This is a genomic window from Streptomyces capitiformicae (assembly GCF_002214185.1).
GTDB classification, from domain to species: Bacteria; Actinomycetota; Actinomycetes; order Streptomycetales; family Streptomycetaceae; genus Streptomyces; species Streptomyces capitiformicae.
The window spans coordinates 5,762,247-5,778,048 of record NZ_CP022161.1 but is presented as its reverse complement, the minus strand read 5'-3'; the positions used below and the strand labels follow the sequence as shown (position 1 = coordinate 5,778,048).

Genomic DNA, 15,802 nt, shown 5'->3' with positions numbered 1-15,802 from the left:
ATGATCTTCGACCCAGCCGATGAATCCGAGTACGTCGGCCCGCCGGTGGACGCCGAGATGATTCGGCGGGCCGAGGACGTGCTTCAGGTTCGCCTGCCGAAGAGCTACGTCGATCTGGTGTCCGTCCAGAACGGCGGCGTGCTGCGAAATCGTTGCTTCCCCACCGAGTTCCCCACGTCGTGGGCGCCGGACCATGTGTGCCTCGACGTGATCTGGGGGGTCGGTGGCGCATGGGGAGTGGATGTGGTGTCACCCCGCCTGATCGCTGAATGGAGTTATCCCGAGATCGGCATCGTCCTCGGCATCACTCCCTCAGCCGGGCACGACACCATGATGCTCGACTATGCCGAGTGCGGGCCGCTGGGTGAGCCTTCCGTGTCGTACGTCGATGAGGACAGGGTGCCGAGGCGCATCGCGAATTCGTTCTCGGAATTTCTGCACGGCCTTGTCTCGTGTCGCACATACGGCGATGACGCGGACTGATCTCTGATCACCCGACGACCCGCCCGTTCAGCACCACCCTCAGCGGGGCCCCCAGCACACGTACATCGGTGCGGGGGTCCCGTTCGTACACCACGAGATCCGCTGCCGCGCCCTCCTCCAGGGCGGGGCGGCCCAGCCACTCGCGGGCGCCCCAGGTTGTCGCCGACAGGGCTTCCACCGGAGGGATGCCGGCCTTGACCAGTTCCGCCACCTCGTCCGCCACCAGGCCGTGCGGGAGTGAGCTGCCCGCGTCCGTGCCGACGTAGACGGGGATGCCGGCGTCGTAGGCGTTGCGGACGGTGTCGTAGCGGTGGGTGTGGAGGCGTCGCATGTGGGTGGACCAGCGGGGGAATTTGGCCTCGCCGCCGGCCGCCATGGTCGGGAAGGTGGCGATGTTGACGAGCGTGGGGACGATGGCGACACCGCGCGAGGCGAAGAGCGGGATCAGGTCGTCCGTCAGGCCCGTCGCGTGTTCGATGCAGTCGATGCCCGACTCCACGAGGTCGCGCAACGACGACTCCGCGAAGCAGTGAGCCGTCACCCGGGCGCCCAGGCGATGGGCTTCGGCAATGGCCGCCTCCACCGACTCGCGCGGCCAGCACGGTGCCAGGTCGCCCACCTCGCGGTCGATCCAGTCGCCGACCAGCTTGACCCAGCCGTCGCCGCGCCGGGCCTCCTGGGCGACGTACGCGACCAGTTCCTCCGGCTCGATCTCATGCGCGAAGTTCCGGATATAGCGGCGGGTACGGGCGATGTGGCGGCCGGCGCGGATGATCTTCGGGAGGTCCTCGCGGTCGTCGACCCAGCGGGTGTCGGAGGGCGAGCCCGCGTCGCGGATCAGCAGGGTGCCGGCGTCCCGGTCGGACAGGGCCTGCTTCTCCGCGACGTCCGTGTCCACCGGGCCGTGCGCGCCGAGGCCGACGTGGCAGTGCGCGTCTACCAGGCCGGGCAGCGCCCAGCCCTCGACGGTACGGATGTCCCGGGCGCCGGCCGGGCGGTCGTACGACACCCGGCCGTCGATCACCCACAGTTCGTCCCGGACGTCCTCGGGTCCGACCAGAATCCGGCCCTTCACATGCAGCACCGCGCGCTCGCTCATGCTCCGCACCTTAGTCAGCACGCCGGTACGCCAGAAAGGTACGTCTTCTTCAGTCCTCTCCGCCCACCTGGTCCGACGTCTCCTCCTCCACGTCCGCCATCGCCGGGTCAAGCAGCCTCGACAGGAAGTGGCGGGTGCGCTCGTGGGCGGGGTTGCCGATGACCTGGGCTGGAGTGCCGTCCTCGACGATCACTCCGTCGTCCATGAAGACGACGCGGTCGGCGACCTCGCGGGCGAAGGTCATCTCGTGGGTCACCACCATCATCGTCATGCCCTCCTGAGCGAGCATGCGCATGACCGCGAGAACGTCACCCACCAGTTCGGGGTCGAGCGCCGAGGTCGGCTCGTCGAACAGCATCACCTCGGGTCCCATGGACAGCGAGCGGGCGATGGCCACCCGTTGCTGCTGGCCGCCGGAGAGGGAGGACGGGTAGGCGTCCGCCTTCTCCGCGAGGCCCACCCGCTCGAGGTTCTCGGCGGCCACGGCGGCAGCCTTCGCCTTGTCCCGCCCCAGCACCCGGCGCTGCGGCAGGGTGAGGTTCTCGGTCACCGTGAGGTGCGGGAAGAGGTTGAACTGCTGGAAGACCATGCCGATACGGCGGCGTACGGCGTCGATGTCGACGTCGGGGTCCGTCAACTCCGTTCCGCCGACGAAGACCTGGCCCTTTGTGGGCTCCTCCAGGAGGTTCACGCACCGCAGCAGCGTCGACTTGCCGGAGCCGGACGGGCCGATGACGCACACGACCTCGCCCTGGTCGATCTCCAGGTCGATGCCGCGCAGGACCTCGTTGTCGCCGAACGACTTGTGCAGTCCACGGACTTGGATCTCCGGCCTGGTAGTCCCGGTAGTCCCGGTAGTCCCGGTAGTCCTGGTACTCATTTCACGGCCTCCTGGGCCTTCGCCTCCATGCGCCGCACGACGAAGCCGAGCGGGATGGTCACCAGCAGGTAGCACAGGCCGGCGACGAGGATCGGCGTGGAGTTGGCGGTGGTGCTGGCCAGGTCGCGGCCGTACTTGGACAGTTCGCGCTCCCCCAGCGTGACACCGAGGAACAGGACGAGTGAGGAGTCCTTGAACAGCAACACCAACTCGTTGGTGAGGGGCGGCAGGATGATCCTGAACGCCTGGGGAATGATGATCGAGACCATGGCACGGGCGGGTGAGAAGCCCAGTGAGCGGGCCGCTTCCATCTGGCCCTTGGGGACGGCCTGGATGCCCGCCCGGATCGTTTCCGCCATGTACGCCGCCGCCACCAGGCCGAGTGCCAGGGCGACCTTGCCGTAGGTGCCGCCGACGATCTCCGTGCCGGGGAAGGCGAGCGGGACGGCGACGCCGATGAAGATGAAGATCAGCAGGGCGGGCAGACCGCGGAAGATCTCGATGTACACCCCGGCGAACCAGCGGTACGGGCCCACCGACGACAGCCTCATCAGCGCGATGACCATGCCGAGCACCAGGCCGACGGCGAAGCCGGACAGCGTGTAGAGCACGGTGTTCTTCAGCGCCATGGTGATGACGTCGGGGAACATCTGCTCGGCGATGTCGGCCTGCGCGAACTGGTTCTTCAGCCGGTCCCAGTCGGCCGAGACCGCGAAGGCGATCACGGCGGCGACGAAGAGGGCGTACTGCGCACCCCGCGAGAGGGTGCGCTTCTGCCGCCGGCTCAGCCCCTTCCGCTTCGGCTGGAGCGCTGTGTCCGTGTCGGTCGCGCTCATGAGGCGGACGGGGAAGCGGAGGCGGCGCTCTCGTCGTACGGGCCGATCCACTTCTCGTAGAGCTCCTGGTAGGCGCCGTCGGCCTTGGCCTCGGCGAGCGCCTTGTTGACGGCGGCGAGGAGCTTGGCGTTGCCCTTCTTGATCGCGAAGCCGTACTGCTCACCGGTGTTGATCTGCTCGGCGACCTCGAAGGCGTCGGCGTTGGCCTTGTCCTTCAGCCAGCCCTGGACGACCGGGTAGTCGATGACGACGGCGTCGACCTGGCCGGCGCGCAGGCCGTTGAGGACGGCGTCGGAGGACTCGAAGGAGACCGGGTCGAGGCCCTGGCCCTTGACATAGTCCTCACCGGTGGTCTGCGCCTGGGTGCCGACCTTCTTGCCCTTGAGGTCCGCGAAGGAGCCGATGCCGGCCTTCTTGTCGGCGAGGACGGCCTGGGTGGCGTCGAAGTACGGGTCGGAGAAGTCGACGTTCTTCTTGCGCTCCTCGGTGATCGTCATGCCGGCCGCGGCCAGGTCGCACTCGCCGGAGTTCAGGAAGGCGCCCGTCTTGAAGTTCTCGAACGGCGTGTCGAGGATCTCCTGCTTCACACCCAGGTCCTCGGCGACGAGGTCGATCAGCGACACGTCGAAGCCCTGCACCTTGCCGTCGATCTCCGACTGGAACGGCGGGTACGGGAGGTGGGTGCAGGTGGTGAGCTGACCGGCCTTGACCAGTTCGACCCCACCGGCGGCGGTCTTGGTGCCGCTGCCACCGTCGTCGGTCGAGGAGCAGCCGGCGACGAACAGCAGCCCGGCCGTAGCGGTGGTGGCGGCCAGGATGCGGGTCCGGCGTCCGAGGACCGAGTTCACGGGGATACCTCCTGTGGGGAAACAAAGAAACAGGAACAACACAGACTTCCGATTATAAGGATATCTTTGACTTGCTCAAACCAATCCATGGCTGCAGGGCTGTCCGACCTCAGATCTCGTAGGTACAGGGCGCGTTGGTGCCGTGGGTACCCTCGGCACCACCTACCCCGGTCTACCCAGTGAGTGAAGAGAGCACCCCGTGACGCACCCGTTTCTGGATCTGGCCCCGCTGAGCGCGGCGCACTTCGCGTCGATCGAGGACCGGGTGGCCCGGCTGCTCTCCACCGAGCAGGACGTCGTGATCATGCAGGGCGAGGCGCTGCTGCCGCTGGAGGGGGCGATCCGCGGGGCCGCCGGGGCCGGTACGACCGCGCTGAACGTGATCACCGGTCCGTACGGGCAGACCTTCGGGAACTGGCTGCGGGACTGCGGGGCGACGGTCGTCGACCTGGCGGTGCCCTTCCACACGGCGGTCACGGCCGCGCGGATCCGGGAGGCCTTCGCCGAGCACCCGGCCATCGACTTCGTGTCCCTGGTGCACGCGGAGGCGGCGACCGGCAACACGAACCGTTCCTAAAGACTGAGCGGGAGCGAGTCCTGTCCCCAGAACCCATGCTCAGCCGAACGCCCCGAACGGTGTTGGGCGACGGCGATGGTGTTCTTCACCGTCGAGCGGCTGTGCTCGTCGGCGATCCGGTTCTGCACGGTGCGGTCGACGACGCATTGGTGATCATCCGTACCGCGAGGTGACCCAGGGCGGGGACGACACGCATCCGCCACCCCGACAGGTAGGGGTCCAGCGTTTTCAACTCCAGGCCGCGCAGGGCGAGATCCATGTTCGCTTCGCCGTATTCGGCGAGCTTCATAGTGGCCAGCGACGGGATCAGGCCGGCCTGTGCGGCCTCGATGATGTCCTGGAGCCATTCCTGCGCTTCTTCTTCGCTGTCTTTTCCCTCGGACAGTGACTGGCGGCGTTTGCTGGTTGGATCAGTCCACCGGACGCGTGCTCGATACGGCGTGGGGCGATCAGGACGGTACTCGATATCGGTGGAGAGCCGGACACCGACAGGGATGTTGGTCTTATCGGCCATTGAGCCCCTTGGCAGGGACGGTAGGTCGGGGCTCCGAGACCGTGACGAAAGGCGGTCCCTGAGGAGGCTGAGCGGTGCGTCGGCGGCGCAGCGTTGAGGCGTCCACTCTCAGACAAGCGGCGAGGTCACTGGTTGAATACCAGGCATTGGTCAGGAGAGGCGCTTGGCTATCAGGTGCGACGACATGCTGGCGACGAGCTGCGAGGTGCGCTGCGGCCTCCTTCTCGTGAGGCGGTTCGGCGTTGGCAATGGTTCTATCGGCTCATTGGGCAAGTGCGGCTATTTTCCGGGGAGTACGGAACACTAGACGGATCTGTGGAAGAGTCCAGAGACGGACGACACAGTTTGCGAACGGAGAACGCGCGCGGGGAATTCGGGCTGGCAGTGGCGACGCGCCTTCACAGTCGCCTAGGTTCGTGGTTGTGCTCGGGAGCGGACGTTGGCGAGGAAGAGCGAGGCGTCGGCGACATAGAGGCCCGGGTTGCCGAACACCTGGCCGGTGTGGTCGACGACGTACCCGGTGACCGGTGCCGCCCTTTTCGAGCCGTTCGAGCGCGACGACCTCCGACAGCGGCCTGATCTCCGCGCCGGCACGGAGCGCGAGCGGGGCGTAGGTCTTGTCCAGGGATCGTTTGCCCGGGTATTCGCAGCTCAGAAGGAAGGAGGTCGAGCGGCGATCGGGCCCGAGCGTGGTGGGCGGCGGCCACCCGACTCGCGGTCACCTGGGATATCGACTGGGAGACGGCCTGCTCGCGCGGTGGAGCGCGAGATGGTCGGCAAGGTGACTTCGATCGGGTTCGGTCCCGGAGCCGGCGGTTGCGAGTTGCGGTGGTGGGAGCGAAAGGGAACTGCGACGCTCAAGACATGAACAAGCACTGGTCCGGGGCCGGGCGAGGTCCCTTCGGCGTCGCGGTCGCCGCGCTGGCCCTGTACGCCCTCTTCCTGCGGCCCCGGGTGCTGACCTGGGGCGCGACACACGAGGAAGCCGCCCGCGACCTCCCCGGCGACGAACTCATCCTCGATGCCGACGGCTCCTCGACCATGGCCACGACCCTGCCGGCGCCGCCCGAAGCGGTATGGCCCTGGCTGCAGCAGATGGGCTGCAACCGCGGCGGCTGGTACAGCTGGGACCGCCTGGACAACGGCGGACACCCGAGCGCGCAACGCATCGTCCCCGAGTGGCAGCACCTGGAGGAGGGCCAGCACCTGGACTCCCTGCCGAGCGGTGATGCCTGGTTCACCGTCGCCGTCCTGGAACCGGAGCGGACACTGGTGCTGCGCTCACAGACGACCCTCCCAACCGGGCACCCTTACGACGGGCTGACCGAGCCGCCGCCGCGGGCGTACGTCGACTCCGTCTGGGGCTTCCATCTGCGGCCGGAGCCCGGCGGCAGAACCCGGCTGATCGTCCGCGCTCGGGCCCGCAGCCGCCCGAGGCCCCTCACCCGGCCTGTGGACGTGCTGTTCTGGGAACCCGCCCACCTGATCATGCAGACCCGTCAATTCCACAACCTGTGCACGCGCGTCCGCGAAACGACGGCGTGAAATCAGGGGGGACGCCGTGGCATCGACCCGGACCAGCCTCGTGTGGACGCTGGGAGCCGTGGTGAGCCCTATGGCCGGCGTGACCATCGCCGTCGTGCGGGGTGCCGGTGTGGTGAGCGGTGCCGGTCCAGTGGTGCTGGCTTCTTCGTGCGAGGCCATGGCTCTACCAGGAGTGCCTTCCGGCGGCCAAGGCGTCGCAGCAGACCCGCAGCCACAAAGGAGGGTGCATGTCCACCACCGGCCGCAAGGAACTGCAACACCCGCGTTTCGCACGTCAGTATCTGAAGATCGCCGTCGAGTCCGACCGGCGAGGTGGTGCCTCACACCGCGACCGGTTGCTCGCCGGACTGACGGGTCGCGTGCTGGAGGTGGGTGCCGGGCAGGGCCGCAACTTCCCGCACTACCCGGACACCGTGACGGAGGTGGTAGCGCTCGAACCCGACGACACCCTACGCGCCGTCGCCGAGCAGACTGCAGCCTCTGCACCGGTGCGGGTCACGGTCGATGCCGGTGAGGCCGCCGAACTACCCGGCGACGCAGGCGAGTTCGATGCCGTCGTTGCCTCGCTCGTGCTGTGCTCGGTGGACGACGTGCCCGAGGTGCTGGCGGAGATGGCCCGCGTCCTGCGGCCCGGCGGCGAGCTGCGCTTCTATGAGCACGTGCGCTCCCCCCGCCGCTGGGCAGGCTGGCTGGAGGACGCGATCACGCCCCTGTGGAGCCGGGCCGCAGGCGGCTGCCACCCCAATCGGGATACCGAAGCCGCCATCCGCGCCGCAGGATTCACCATCACCGGCATCAACCGGTTCGGCTTCTCTCCCTCCGCGTTCATGCCGAACACGCTGCACATCCTGGGCACCGCCGTGCGGCAGTGACACGCGTGCCGCAGCCCCGGCCGCCGGACAGTCACGCTGTCGCGCAGCGTGCTTCGAGCATGTCGGCCATCAGACTCATCTCGGCCTACTGGCCCTGCACGAACCGCTCTATGGCTGGCAGTCCATCAGCAACCAGTGAATCGAAGCCGACTCCGGCGTTCCAGGCGCCGCGAGTCCCGGAAAGAGCAACGGTCGCGGCGAGCGCCGGCAGCACGGCGGCCTGTGTCAGGTCACGGTGAGGGTGCCTTTCATGTTCGGGTGGAGAGTGCAGAGATAGGAGTAGCTGCCCGGCGTGGGCGGAGCGGTGAATGTGGTGGTCGCTCCGCCCGTGATGTTGCCGGTGTCGAAGACCTTGTCGCGCGTGGCGGTCACGGTGTGCGCGGCCGAGTCCCGGTTCACAACGGTGACCTTCGTTCCGGGGCGCACCTTCAGGTTCGCCGGGCTGAAGGTGAAGTTCTCGATCACAATCCTCGCCCCTCCAGGGCTGGCGCTGGTCGCGGTGGATGAGGCGCTGGTGGCGGCGGGGCTGGTGCTGCCGCCATTCGAGCAGCCGACCAGGGTGAGCAGGGCGCAGACGGTTCCCAGGGCGCGTGGGGTGCGGCCCCGGTATGGAGAGGTGAGTGACATTCGGGGCGGGCCTTTCGAAACGAGGTTGTCGTCGGCTGGGTGCAGCCGGAGGTGGGCTGGCGTACTCAGGTTCGCCGTCCTTGGGGACGCCCGCCACGGCGATACCGCCAACCGCCTCGCCAGTTCTTTGAAGGACGACGCGAGGCCGCCGTTGGTGCGGGGTGTCATCGGGGTGTGGTGGCGGTGCGGCGGAACATGACGGCCGCTGCGGTGGTGAGGGCGGCCAGCCAGGCGAGGGCGATCAGCAGGGGGCCGGTTTCGTCGAAGGTCGGGGTGAGGGCGGCGTCGATCAGGACGCGGCCGGCGCCGAAGCCGGGCAGGGCGTGGGCCCAGTCCGGAGGGGCGGAGCGGAGCATCGGGCTTTGTTCGATGCCGAGGTCGATGAAGGGCAGCAAGAAGGCGATGAGTACGCCGCCGACCCGGCCGAAGAGGCGGCCGAGCAGGACGCCGACGAGGGCGTAGGTGAGCGCGATCAGGACGCTGGCGGCGATGTACAGGTCCCATTGGCGGGCGTCGAAGACGGTGGCGGTGACGGCGAGGGACGCGGCGGTTGCCACCAGTGCGCCGAGGGCGATGACGGCCAGGCGGGAGGCGAGCAGTGTCAGGGGGCGGAAGCCTGCGAGGGCCAGGCGCCGGTCGCCGGAGCGGGCGTCCAGGACGGTGAACAGCCCGGCCAGTGTGGCCAGGGAGGCGATGGCGATCGGGGCCATGGTGCCGCCGTGGATGTCGGGCAGCCACGCCTGCTGGGGTAGGGTGCGGCCGTTTTCGCGCACGGTCAGGGTGGTGGACTCCTGGGGGGTGGTGGCCACCGCGAGGAGGACGAAGACGACGGGTACGGCGATGATCAGCACCCACAGCACACGGTTGCGGGCCGCTTCCCGCAGCCCCATGCGCACGCCGGCGGACATCTGGTCGGCCGCTGATCCGGGCCGGGTGCGGTGGCGGGTCCGGGCGGTGCGGCTGGTGAGGGTGATCACCGTCCAGCTGATCACCATGGCCGTTACCGCCCAGGCCAGGGTCCAGCCGAGATCTCCGATGCGTCCGCTGTGCCGGGAGGGCAGGTCCACCATCCACAGGGTCACGAAATGCGTCGGCAGCACCCGGGTCACCGGCCTGTCGGCCGCGCCGAGCACGGGTCCGAAGAACACATCCAGAATCCACACGAACAGCACCAGCACGGTGCCGTTGACCGGGCTGGTGACCAGGGTGCCGATCAGCGCCCCGATCGCCAGGTAGATCACCGCGTACATCAGTGTCCCGGCCAGCACCCGCCCCGGATCGTCACCGATACCGGTCCGCGCCGTCAGAGCAAGCAGGGCTGCCACTGTGGCGATCAGCGCCAGAGCCAGGCCGGTGGCCATGCGGGCTGCCACCAGGCGGGCGGGGGCGAGCCCGGCCAGGACCAGGCGGCGGTCGGCGGCGCGGGCAGCGCGGATCTGGAAGTACATGGCGATCGCGGCGATGAACCCCGCGGCCCATCCGGCCGTGGCGGTCTGCACCGCCGGCCCGCCGGGGCCGCCGAGCAGTTCGGCCGCGTCCGCGAGCGGGCGGGCGGCGACCACGACGAACACCACCGGCACCAGGATGAGCACCAACAGGTTCACCGGGGTGCGGGCGGACTCGGCCAGGAAACGGCGTGTGAACAACAGGGTCGTCATCTCGGCACGGCCCGTCCGTCCCGCAGCTCGATGATGCGGTCGAAGCGTTCTGCGTCGGTGACGAAGTGACTGATGATCAGCACTGAGCGTCCGGCCCGGCGGCGTTCGCCGACCAGCTTCCAGAATTTCAGGTAGGTGTCGAAGTCGAAGCCGGCGTAGGGCTCGTCCAGCAGCAGCACCTCGGGGTCGGCCAGCAGCGCCAGGCCCAGGTTCAGTTTGGACAGGGTCCCGCCGGAGAGGCGGTCGGCGCGCGTGGCGGCGTAGCGTTCGAAGCCCAGGAAGGCGTAGATGTCCCGGCGTGTGTGCCGCTCCGCCTCCGGCGGCAGACCGTAGGCGCGGCCGAACAGTTCGAAGTGTTCGTCGCAGGTGAGGCGTTCGTAGACGACTGGCTCCTGCGGGCAGTAGCCCAGCCGCCCGCTGCGGGTCACCGCGCCGGCGTCGGCGGGCAGGGCCCCGACCAGGATCTTCATCAGGGTGCTCTTACCGGACCCGTTCTCCCCGACCAGGCCGACCACCTCGCCAGGGGCGAGTGCCAGGTCAACCCCTTGCAGCACCCGGACCCGCCGCTGGGCGGGCCACACACCGCGCCGGTAGGACTTCTCTATCCCGGCCGCCGCCAGCACCGCCCAGTCGTCAGGTGGCCCGTCGTCACGACGGGCGCCGGCTCCTTTCACGTGCCACCTCCCCGGACCGGATGACGTCGCCGGCCCTTTCACAGGCCGGGGGCGCCCCAGAGGGGGAACCAGCGGCTCAGGTCCTGTTCGATGCGCAGGTCGTCCTTGACCACTGCCTTGACCTGTAGTTCCAGCGGGTTGTCGCGTTTCTGGCCGGGCAGCGGGGCGAAGGGGTAGAAGGTGCCGCGCTTGTAGAGGTAGACCAACGCCATGGGGCGCAGCTCGGCGTCGCGGAAGGAGACCAGGGAGCAGAGGAGTTGAGGTCCGAAGCCGCTGTCCTGCAGGGCGGTGTTCACCGCGTGCAGATCACTCACCAGCGCGGGCAGACTGTCGGGAGCGCGGCGGGATAGCAGCCATGAGTACCCGTAGTCGTCACGGCTGAACTCCACGGGTACTCCGGCTCGTTCGGAGTCGGCGTCCAGCAGGGCCCGTACCTCCTGCTGGACTTGGGCGAAGGCCCCGCCCTCGATGGAGGCGAAGCAGACCGAGCCCGCACCGGTCGGAGTGAAGCCGATGGCCGCCTGGAGCGTGATCGCCGCGGAGGGCAGGCCGAAGAGCTGGTCCAGGTCGGGCTTGACCGGCTTGGACCGGCCGAGCAGGGCATCCAGGAAACCCACGGGTTCTCAGCTCCTTCTCATGGCGTCCGGCTGCCCGGTTCGCCCAGCTCGGCGGAGATCTCCGCGAGGGCCTCCAGGCGGCGTTCCAGGCTGGGGTGGGTGGAGAACAGGTTGGCCACCGCGGTTCCGGGGCCGAGGGCGGGGGTGAAGAAGAAGGCGTTGAACGCCTGGGCGGTGCGCAGGTCCTGGGTGGGGATACGGGCGATGTCCCCGCTGACCTTGGTGAGAGCCGAGGCCAGAGCGGAGGGCTTTGCGGTCAGCATGGCTCCGGCGCGGTCGGCGGCCAGTTCGCGGTAGCGCGAGAGCGCACGGATGAGCAGGAAACTGAGCGCGTAGACCAGGGCGGAGACCGCCATGACGAGGGCGAGCAGCGCTGCGGTGTTCTGGTCGCGCTGGCGTCCGCCGAACAGCTGGGAGTAGAAGGCGAAGCGGACGATGAGCCCCGCGATCACGCCCAGGAACGAGGCGATGGTGATCACCGCCACGTCACGGTGCGCTACATGGGAGAGCTCGTGGGCGAGGACGCCTTCGAGCTCCTCGGTCGTCAGGCGGCGCTGAAGTCCGGTGGTGACGCACACGACGGCATGGTCGGCGTTGCGGCCGGTGGCGAACGCGTTCGGCAGGTCCATCTCGGAGATGGCCACCCGGGGTTTGGACATGTCCGCGGTGGCACACAGCCGGTCGATCACGCCGTGCAGTTGGGGTTCTTCCTCTGCCGTGACGAGGCGGCCGTGCATCGCGTAGAGGGCGATCCGGTCGGAGAACCAGTACTGCGCAGCCAGCAGCCCGGCGGCGATGACGATCACCAGGACTGTGGACTTGAGCAGCACGATCAGCGCGGCGATGAATGCCACGTACACCAGCCCGAGCAGGAACATGGTGACCGCCATGCGGGCGGTCAGCTGCCGGTCGGGCTCAAAGCGGCTGCGCATCGCGTCCTCACCCCGGGATCAGACCCTCGTCGGACAGCAGTTGCCTCACCTGCGTGAGACTGGTGCTCTCATCGGGCAGCACCAGGTCGGACGGCATGATCTCCTCGTCCGGCAGCGGTGTGCCCAGGCTGCGTACCGCGTCCAGAAGGGCCGACAGCGCAGAGGTGAATGACACCTCGTCGCCTGCGTCGGCGGCCGACTGCAGCGCGGCGTCCAACTCGTTGAGCCGGTCCAGGTGTTCTTCAGCGATCTCGTACTGGCCCTCGCCGAGAATCCGCATGATCATGATGTCGCCTCCCGGTCCGATGGGTTCTTCGAGGCATCAGAGCCTTCCACGGCCGCCGGAGTGGAAGCGGCGGGCAGCTGTGCCTTCATCCGAGCCAGCTCGATCTCCACGTCCTGACCCGCACTGACGCGCTCAAGCTCGGCCTGGATGTCGTCCCGCCCGGCCGGCAGCGTGGCGTCCTCCAACGCCCCGGAAGCGATCAGTTCATCGAGCGCACCGGCACGGGCCTGCATCTGCTCGGTCTTGTCCTGGGCGCGCTGCATCGCCAGGCCCACATCGCCCAGTTCCTCGCCGATGCCGGTGACGGCCTCGGTGATCCGGGTCTGGGCCTCGGCCGCGGTGTAGGTGGCCTTGATCGTCTCCTTGCGGGTACGGAACGAGTCGACCTTCGCCTGCAGGCGCTGTGCGGCCAGGGTCAGCTTCTCCTCCTGCGCCTGCAGCGACGCCTGCTGCTCCTGCAGGTCGGTGATCTGCGAGCCCACGGCCGTACGGCGGGTGAGCGCCTCCCGGGCCAGGTCCTCGCGACCGGCCGCGAGCGCCTGCTGTGCCTGGTCCTGCAGCTTGTCCGTGGACTGCCGCAACTGGTTCACCTGCAGCTCGACTCGCTTGCGGCTCGTCGCTACGTCGGCCACGCCACGTCGTACCTTCTGCAGCATCTCCAACTGCTGCTCGTAGGAGTAGTCCAGGACTTCCCGCGGGTCCTCGGCCCGGTCCAGGGCCTTGTTGGCCTTGATCCGGAACAGGGCGGCGATACGGTGAGTGATGCTGGTCATGACGACCGCCTTCCTCTCGCCTCTGGGAATCTCGGTGATGCGGGAGAGACCGGCCGGGTCAATCGCCGACACGTGGGCGATGGAGTCTGCCGCCGCAGGTCGCAGCCCCGACCATGGTTCTTCCATTGTCCGGGCACACTCCCGGCCCGGCAGCTCCACCCGCCTCGGGCCGGTGCGCGCCTCGGACCGGTCACGGGATCCTCCGCGCCACAGCCGCGTCCTGAGCGGCGCGGGTGTCGCGCAGAGTGTCGGCGAAGGCGTGGACGAGGGCTGCGGCGATGTAGCCGACAGCCCACAGGCCCCAGGCACCGGCGGGTGCGTCAGTGGCGAGCAGGGCGGGAAGGGGCAGTACCCCGGCGATCAGGAGGACGGGGGCGGCGCGGCGGATGCTGCGGCCCAGACGTGGGGCGTCGTGCTTGCCGCGCCGGGTGAGGAGCATCCCACCGGCGGCAGTGGTCAGGAGCCGGAGCGCGAGAAGAAGCCATATCAACAGGCTGGCGGCATCCATCTCGGTCACCTCCGGCAGGGTCGGCGTGGTCGGCGGTGACGCTCTGCCCGGCCGAGGACGGCGAGCTGCAACATGATCCCGGCGAAGGCACCGCCGACGATCATGGCCCGCAGGGCCACGGGAATCCTGGTCATCGGCTCCTCCCAGTGAGGGAGTGGTGGGAGCCAGCCGTGCGCGACGGCTGCCGCTGCTGCCCGGATGTGACGTGGGGGCCCGGCCGGGGCGTGGTGCTGCGGACACCGCGGTGGCGTGGCAAGAACGCCGGGGTGCGGGCGGCGTAGGCATCCCACTGCTCGCCGAACTCCTTGGCGACCTCGCGTTCCTCGCTGCGGGCCAGGCGTACGTACATGTACACCAGGACCGGGAACATGATCAGGGTGGGGATGGTCGGCCACTGCAGCAGGAACCCGATCATGATGAGCAGGAAGCCGTCGTACTGCGGGTGGCGCACCCACGCGTACGGGCCGGTGGTGGCGAGCTCGTCGTGCTGGGCGGCCTCGTGGAGGCGTTTCCAGGCGGCGGCGATCAGCCAGAATCCGGTGCCGATGGCGACGTAGCCGGCCAGGTGGAAGGGGCTGAGGTGCGGGTCGCCGGACCAGTTGGTCAGGTCGTTCCACAGGTGGCCGCCGGCGTGGGTGTCCTTCAGCAGCGGGAACTGGGAGCCGAGCCAGTAGCCCTTGCTCAGGCACCAACGGAAGCTATGACGACAGCCGACCACCGAGGAGGCACCGCTCACGGTGCCGCGCTCCGGTGGACACGGCTGCCGTCATCGCGCTGGTGGCGGTTTGCCGTTCTCGTCCACCACGAGACGGCCGCGGCCATCACCCATGTGCTGACCACGCGGGCCTCGGACACGAGCAGCCTCGTGGACATGCACCACTCCGGGCCCCACTGCGCTGACGCCGCACACGAACCACCAGGCCATGGCTCCAGCGGCGTGGCGGCGTTCGAGCGCTGGGGTCACGCTGGAAGGACGAACGGACGGTGGCGTGGAGATCTCCTGGAGGCGCCATGACTGGTGCGGACGGGCGTCGGCCGATCGTGGTGGGCGTCGACCCCGATCCATCGAAGCGGCCGGCGCCGGCATGGGCCGCCGACGAAGCGGATCGGCGTGGCCTGCCGCTGCGGCTCGTCCACGTCCAGGGCGTGCCGACGGGTGGATACCGGTCCGGGGAGGCGCGGCCGTCCTGGGAGGAGTGGAACCGGGCACTGCACGGTGTGGGTGATCAGGTGCTCAAGGAGGCGGTTGCGTTCGTCGAGGCCCGGCAGCCGACGGTAGAGGTGTCGACGCTGCTGGCGGAGGGAGAGTCGGCGTGGGTCCTGCGCGAGGAAGCGCGGAGCGTCTTCATGGTCGTGGTGGGCTCCTGGCACCTGAGCAGACGGCGCGAACTGTTCACCTCCGCCTCCGTGGTGCTCCCGCTCAGCGCCCACGCTTCCTGCCAGGTGGCGGTCGTACCGGAGCCGTGGCACGTCACTCAGGAGCCGCCGTACTTTGTGGTCGGCGTCGACGGCAGTGCGCATTCGGCCGTGGCGGTGGATGTGGCGTTCGAGGAGGCGGCCCTGCGCGGAGCGCACCTGCGGGCCCTGTACGTGTGGCATCCGCCGCTCCTCGGCATCCTGGACGAGGACGCCGCGGTGCGGGAGTGCCGCCGGGTGCTGTCCGAGACGGTCGCGGGCCGCACCGCGACGCACCCGGACGTGGAACTGCACCACGAAGTCGTCCGCAGCCACCCGGTCCAGGTCCTGACGGAAGCCTCGGAACACGCCCTGGGCCTGGTCGTGGGAACCCGGGGCCACGGAGGGTTCACGGGCATGCTGCTGGGCTCGGTGAGCCAGGGAGTACTGCACCACGCTCGCAGCCCCGCCATCACGGTCCCGGTGTGAGGCGGCGAATGGCACCGGGGCATCTGCCCCGGACGGCCCTGGTGGTGCCGTCGGGCCCGTCACACGATGAGGGAGCGCAGCCGGGCATGGGCGGCGAACCGGCGAGACGTGCGCAGAGTTCCCCGGCGTCCGTGATGGCAGCCTCACCCCAGTCCCTCAGCGCGATCCGGCCGATTGCACCGGCGACGG

18 protein-coding genes and 2 pseudogenes are annotated in these 15,802 nt (G+C 69.0%); 5 read left to right on the top strand and 15 right to left on the bottom strand.

The features are described 5' to 3' along the window. Nucleotides 1-483, top strand: a complete 483-nt coding sequence (locus tag CES90_RS25825) for an SMI1/KNR4 family protein (RefSeq protein WP_189783727.1) — start codon at nt 1-3, stop codon at nt 481-483. Nucleotides 484-490: 7 nt separating this feature from the next. Here CES90_RS25825 and CES90_RS25820 read toward each other — a convergent pair whose 3' ends face one another. From CES90_RS25820 to CES90_RS25805, 4 genes are read right to left on the bottom strand one after another with little or no spacing between them, the layout of a single operon-like run. Beyond that, entirely contained in the window at nt 491-1,582 is a 1,092-nt protein-coding gene (locus tag CES90_RS25820; RefSeq protein ID WP_189783726.1) for an amidohydrolase family protein, read from the bottom strand. Nucleotides 1,583-1,631: 49 nt separating this feature from the next. After that, on the bottom strand, nt 1,632-2,462 hold the full coding sequence (locus CES90_RS25815; protein WP_189783725.1) for an amino acid ABC transporter ATP-binding protein: 831 nt from the start codon (nt 2,460-2,462) through the stop codon (nt 1,632-1,634). Then, the gene (locus CES90_RS25810; RefSeq protein WP_189783724.1) at nt 2,459-3,298 is read right to left on the bottom strand and encodes an amino acid ABC transporter permease; all 840 of its coding nucleotides are present in this window, start codon (nt 3,296-3,298) and stop codon (nt 2,459-2,461) included. Before CES90_RS25810 ends, CES90_RS25815 begins: the two co-directional genes overlap by 4 nt. Continuing rightward, a complete protein-coding gene (locus tag CES90_RS25805; RefSeq protein WP_189783723.1) occupies nt 3,295-4,146 on the bottom strand; it encodes a transporter substrate-binding domain-containing protein in 852 nt (283 codons plus the stop codon). Before CES90_RS25805 ends, CES90_RS25810 begins: the two co-directional genes overlap by 4 nt. 179 nt (nt 4,147-4,325) lie before the next feature. On the opposite strand from CES90_RS25805, the pseudogene CES90_RS25800 reads away from it, so the two are divergent. After that, nucleotides 4,326-4,714 (top strand): annotated as a pseudogene (locus tag CES90_RS25800) (alanine--glyoxylate aminotransferase family protein); the annotation flags it as partial. A gap of 77 nt (nt 4,715-4,791) precedes the next feature. Here the strand turns inward: CES90_RS25800 and CES90_RS25795 are convergent. After that, a pseudogene (locus CES90_RS25795) lies at nt 4,792-5,237 on the bottom strand (site-specific integrase); the annotation flags it as partial. Between the two features lie 864 nt (nt 5,238-6,101). Between CES90_RS25795 and CES90_RS25785 the strand changes: the two are divergent. Further along, entirely contained in the window at nt 6,102-6,782 is a 681-nt protein-coding gene (locus CES90_RS25785; RefSeq protein ID WP_189786553.1) for a hypothetical protein, read from the top strand. Between the two features lie 227 nt (nt 6,783-7,009). After that, nucleotides 7,010-7,654, top strand: a complete 645-nt coding sequence (locus CES90_RS25780; protein WP_189786552.1) for a class I SAM-dependent methyltransferase — start codon at nt 7,010-7,012, stop codon at nt 7,652-7,654. A 225-nt stretch (nt 7,655-7,879) separates the two neighbouring features. Here the strand turns inward: CES90_RS25780 and CES90_RS25775 are convergent, their stop codons facing one another. The 10 genes from CES90_RS25775 to CES90_RS25735 all read right to left on the bottom strand — a co-directional run bounded on the left by CES90_RS25775 (nt 7,880) and on the right by CES90_RS25735 (nt 14,465). Then, nucleotides 7,880-8,281 carry a cupredoxin domain-containing protein gene (locus CES90_RS25775; RefSeq protein ID WP_189786551.1) on the bottom strand — a complete coding sequence of 134 codons (402 nt, stop codon included), beginning with the start codon at nt 8,279-8,281 and terminating at the stop codon, nt 7,880-7,882. Between the two features lie 164 nt (nt 8,282-8,445). Continuing rightward, nucleotides 8,446-9,939, bottom strand: a complete 1,494-nt coding sequence (locus CES90_RS25770; protein WP_189786550.1) for an ABC transporter permease — start codon at nt 9,937-9,939, stop codon at nt 8,446-8,448. After that, a complete protein-coding gene (locus tag CES90_RS25765) occupies nt 9,936-10,613 on the bottom strand; it encodes an ABC transporter ATP-binding protein (protein WP_189786549.1) in 678 nt (225 codons plus the stop codon). The genes CES90_RS25770 and CES90_RS25765 overlap by 4 nt, the downstream gene beginning before the upstream one ends. A 38-nt stretch (nt 10,614-10,651) precedes the next feature. Continuing rightward, nucleotides 10,652-11,230 (bottom strand): PspA-associated protein PspAB, encoded by a 579-nt coding sequence (gene pspAB, locus CES90_RS25760; protein ID WP_189786548.1) that lies wholly within the window; start codon nt 11,228-11,230, stop codon nt 10,652-10,654. Nucleotides 11,231-11,247: 17 nt separating this feature from the next. Continuing rightward, nucleotides 11,248-12,162, bottom strand: coding sequence for a zinc metalloprotease HtpX (gene htpX, locus CES90_RS25755; protein WP_189786547.1), 915 nt, complete (start codon nt 12,160-12,162; stop codon nt 11,248-11,250). A 7-nt stretch (nt 12,163-12,169) separates the two neighbouring features. Beyond that, nucleotides 12,170-12,448, bottom strand: a complete 279-nt coding sequence (gene pspAA, locus CES90_RS25750; RefSeq protein ID WP_189786546.1) for a PspA-associated protein PspAA — start codon at nt 12,446-12,448, stop codon at nt 12,170-12,172. Then, complete coding sequence (locus CES90_RS25745; protein ID WP_189786545.1) at nt 12,445-13,221, bottom strand: PspA/IM30 family protein; 777 nt, start codon at nt 13,219-13,221, stop codon at nt 12,445-12,447. Before CES90_RS25745 ends, pspAA begins: the two co-directional genes overlap by 4 nt. Nucleotides 13,222-13,411: 190 nt before the next feature. Continuing rightward, nucleotides 13,412-13,738, bottom strand: a complete 327-nt coding sequence (locus CES90_RS25740) for a hypothetical protein (protein WP_189786544.1) — start codon at nt 13,736-13,738, stop codon at nt 13,412-13,414. Next, complete coding sequence (locus CES90_RS51320) at nt 13,735-13,863, bottom strand: hypothetical protein (RefSeq protein ID WP_268257047.1); 129 nt, start codon at nt 13,861-13,863, stop codon at nt 13,735-13,737. Before CES90_RS51320 ends, CES90_RS25740 begins: the two co-directional genes overlap by 4 nt. Continuing rightward, a complete protein-coding gene (locus CES90_RS25735) occupies nt 13,860-14,465 on the bottom strand; it encodes a methyltransferase family protein (protein WP_229914243.1) in 606 nt (201 codons plus the stop codon). Before CES90_RS25735 ends, CES90_RS51320 begins: the two co-directional genes overlap by 4 nt. Before the next feature lie 275 nt (nt 14,466-14,740). Between CES90_RS25735 and CES90_RS25730 the strand changes: the two genes are divergently transcribed. Then, nucleotides 14,741-15,613, top strand: a complete 873-nt coding sequence (locus CES90_RS25730; RefSeq protein WP_189786543.1) for a universal stress protein — start codon at nt 14,741-14,743, stop codon at nt 15,611-15,613. The last annotated feature ends 189 nt before the right edge of the window (nt 15,614-15,802 follow it).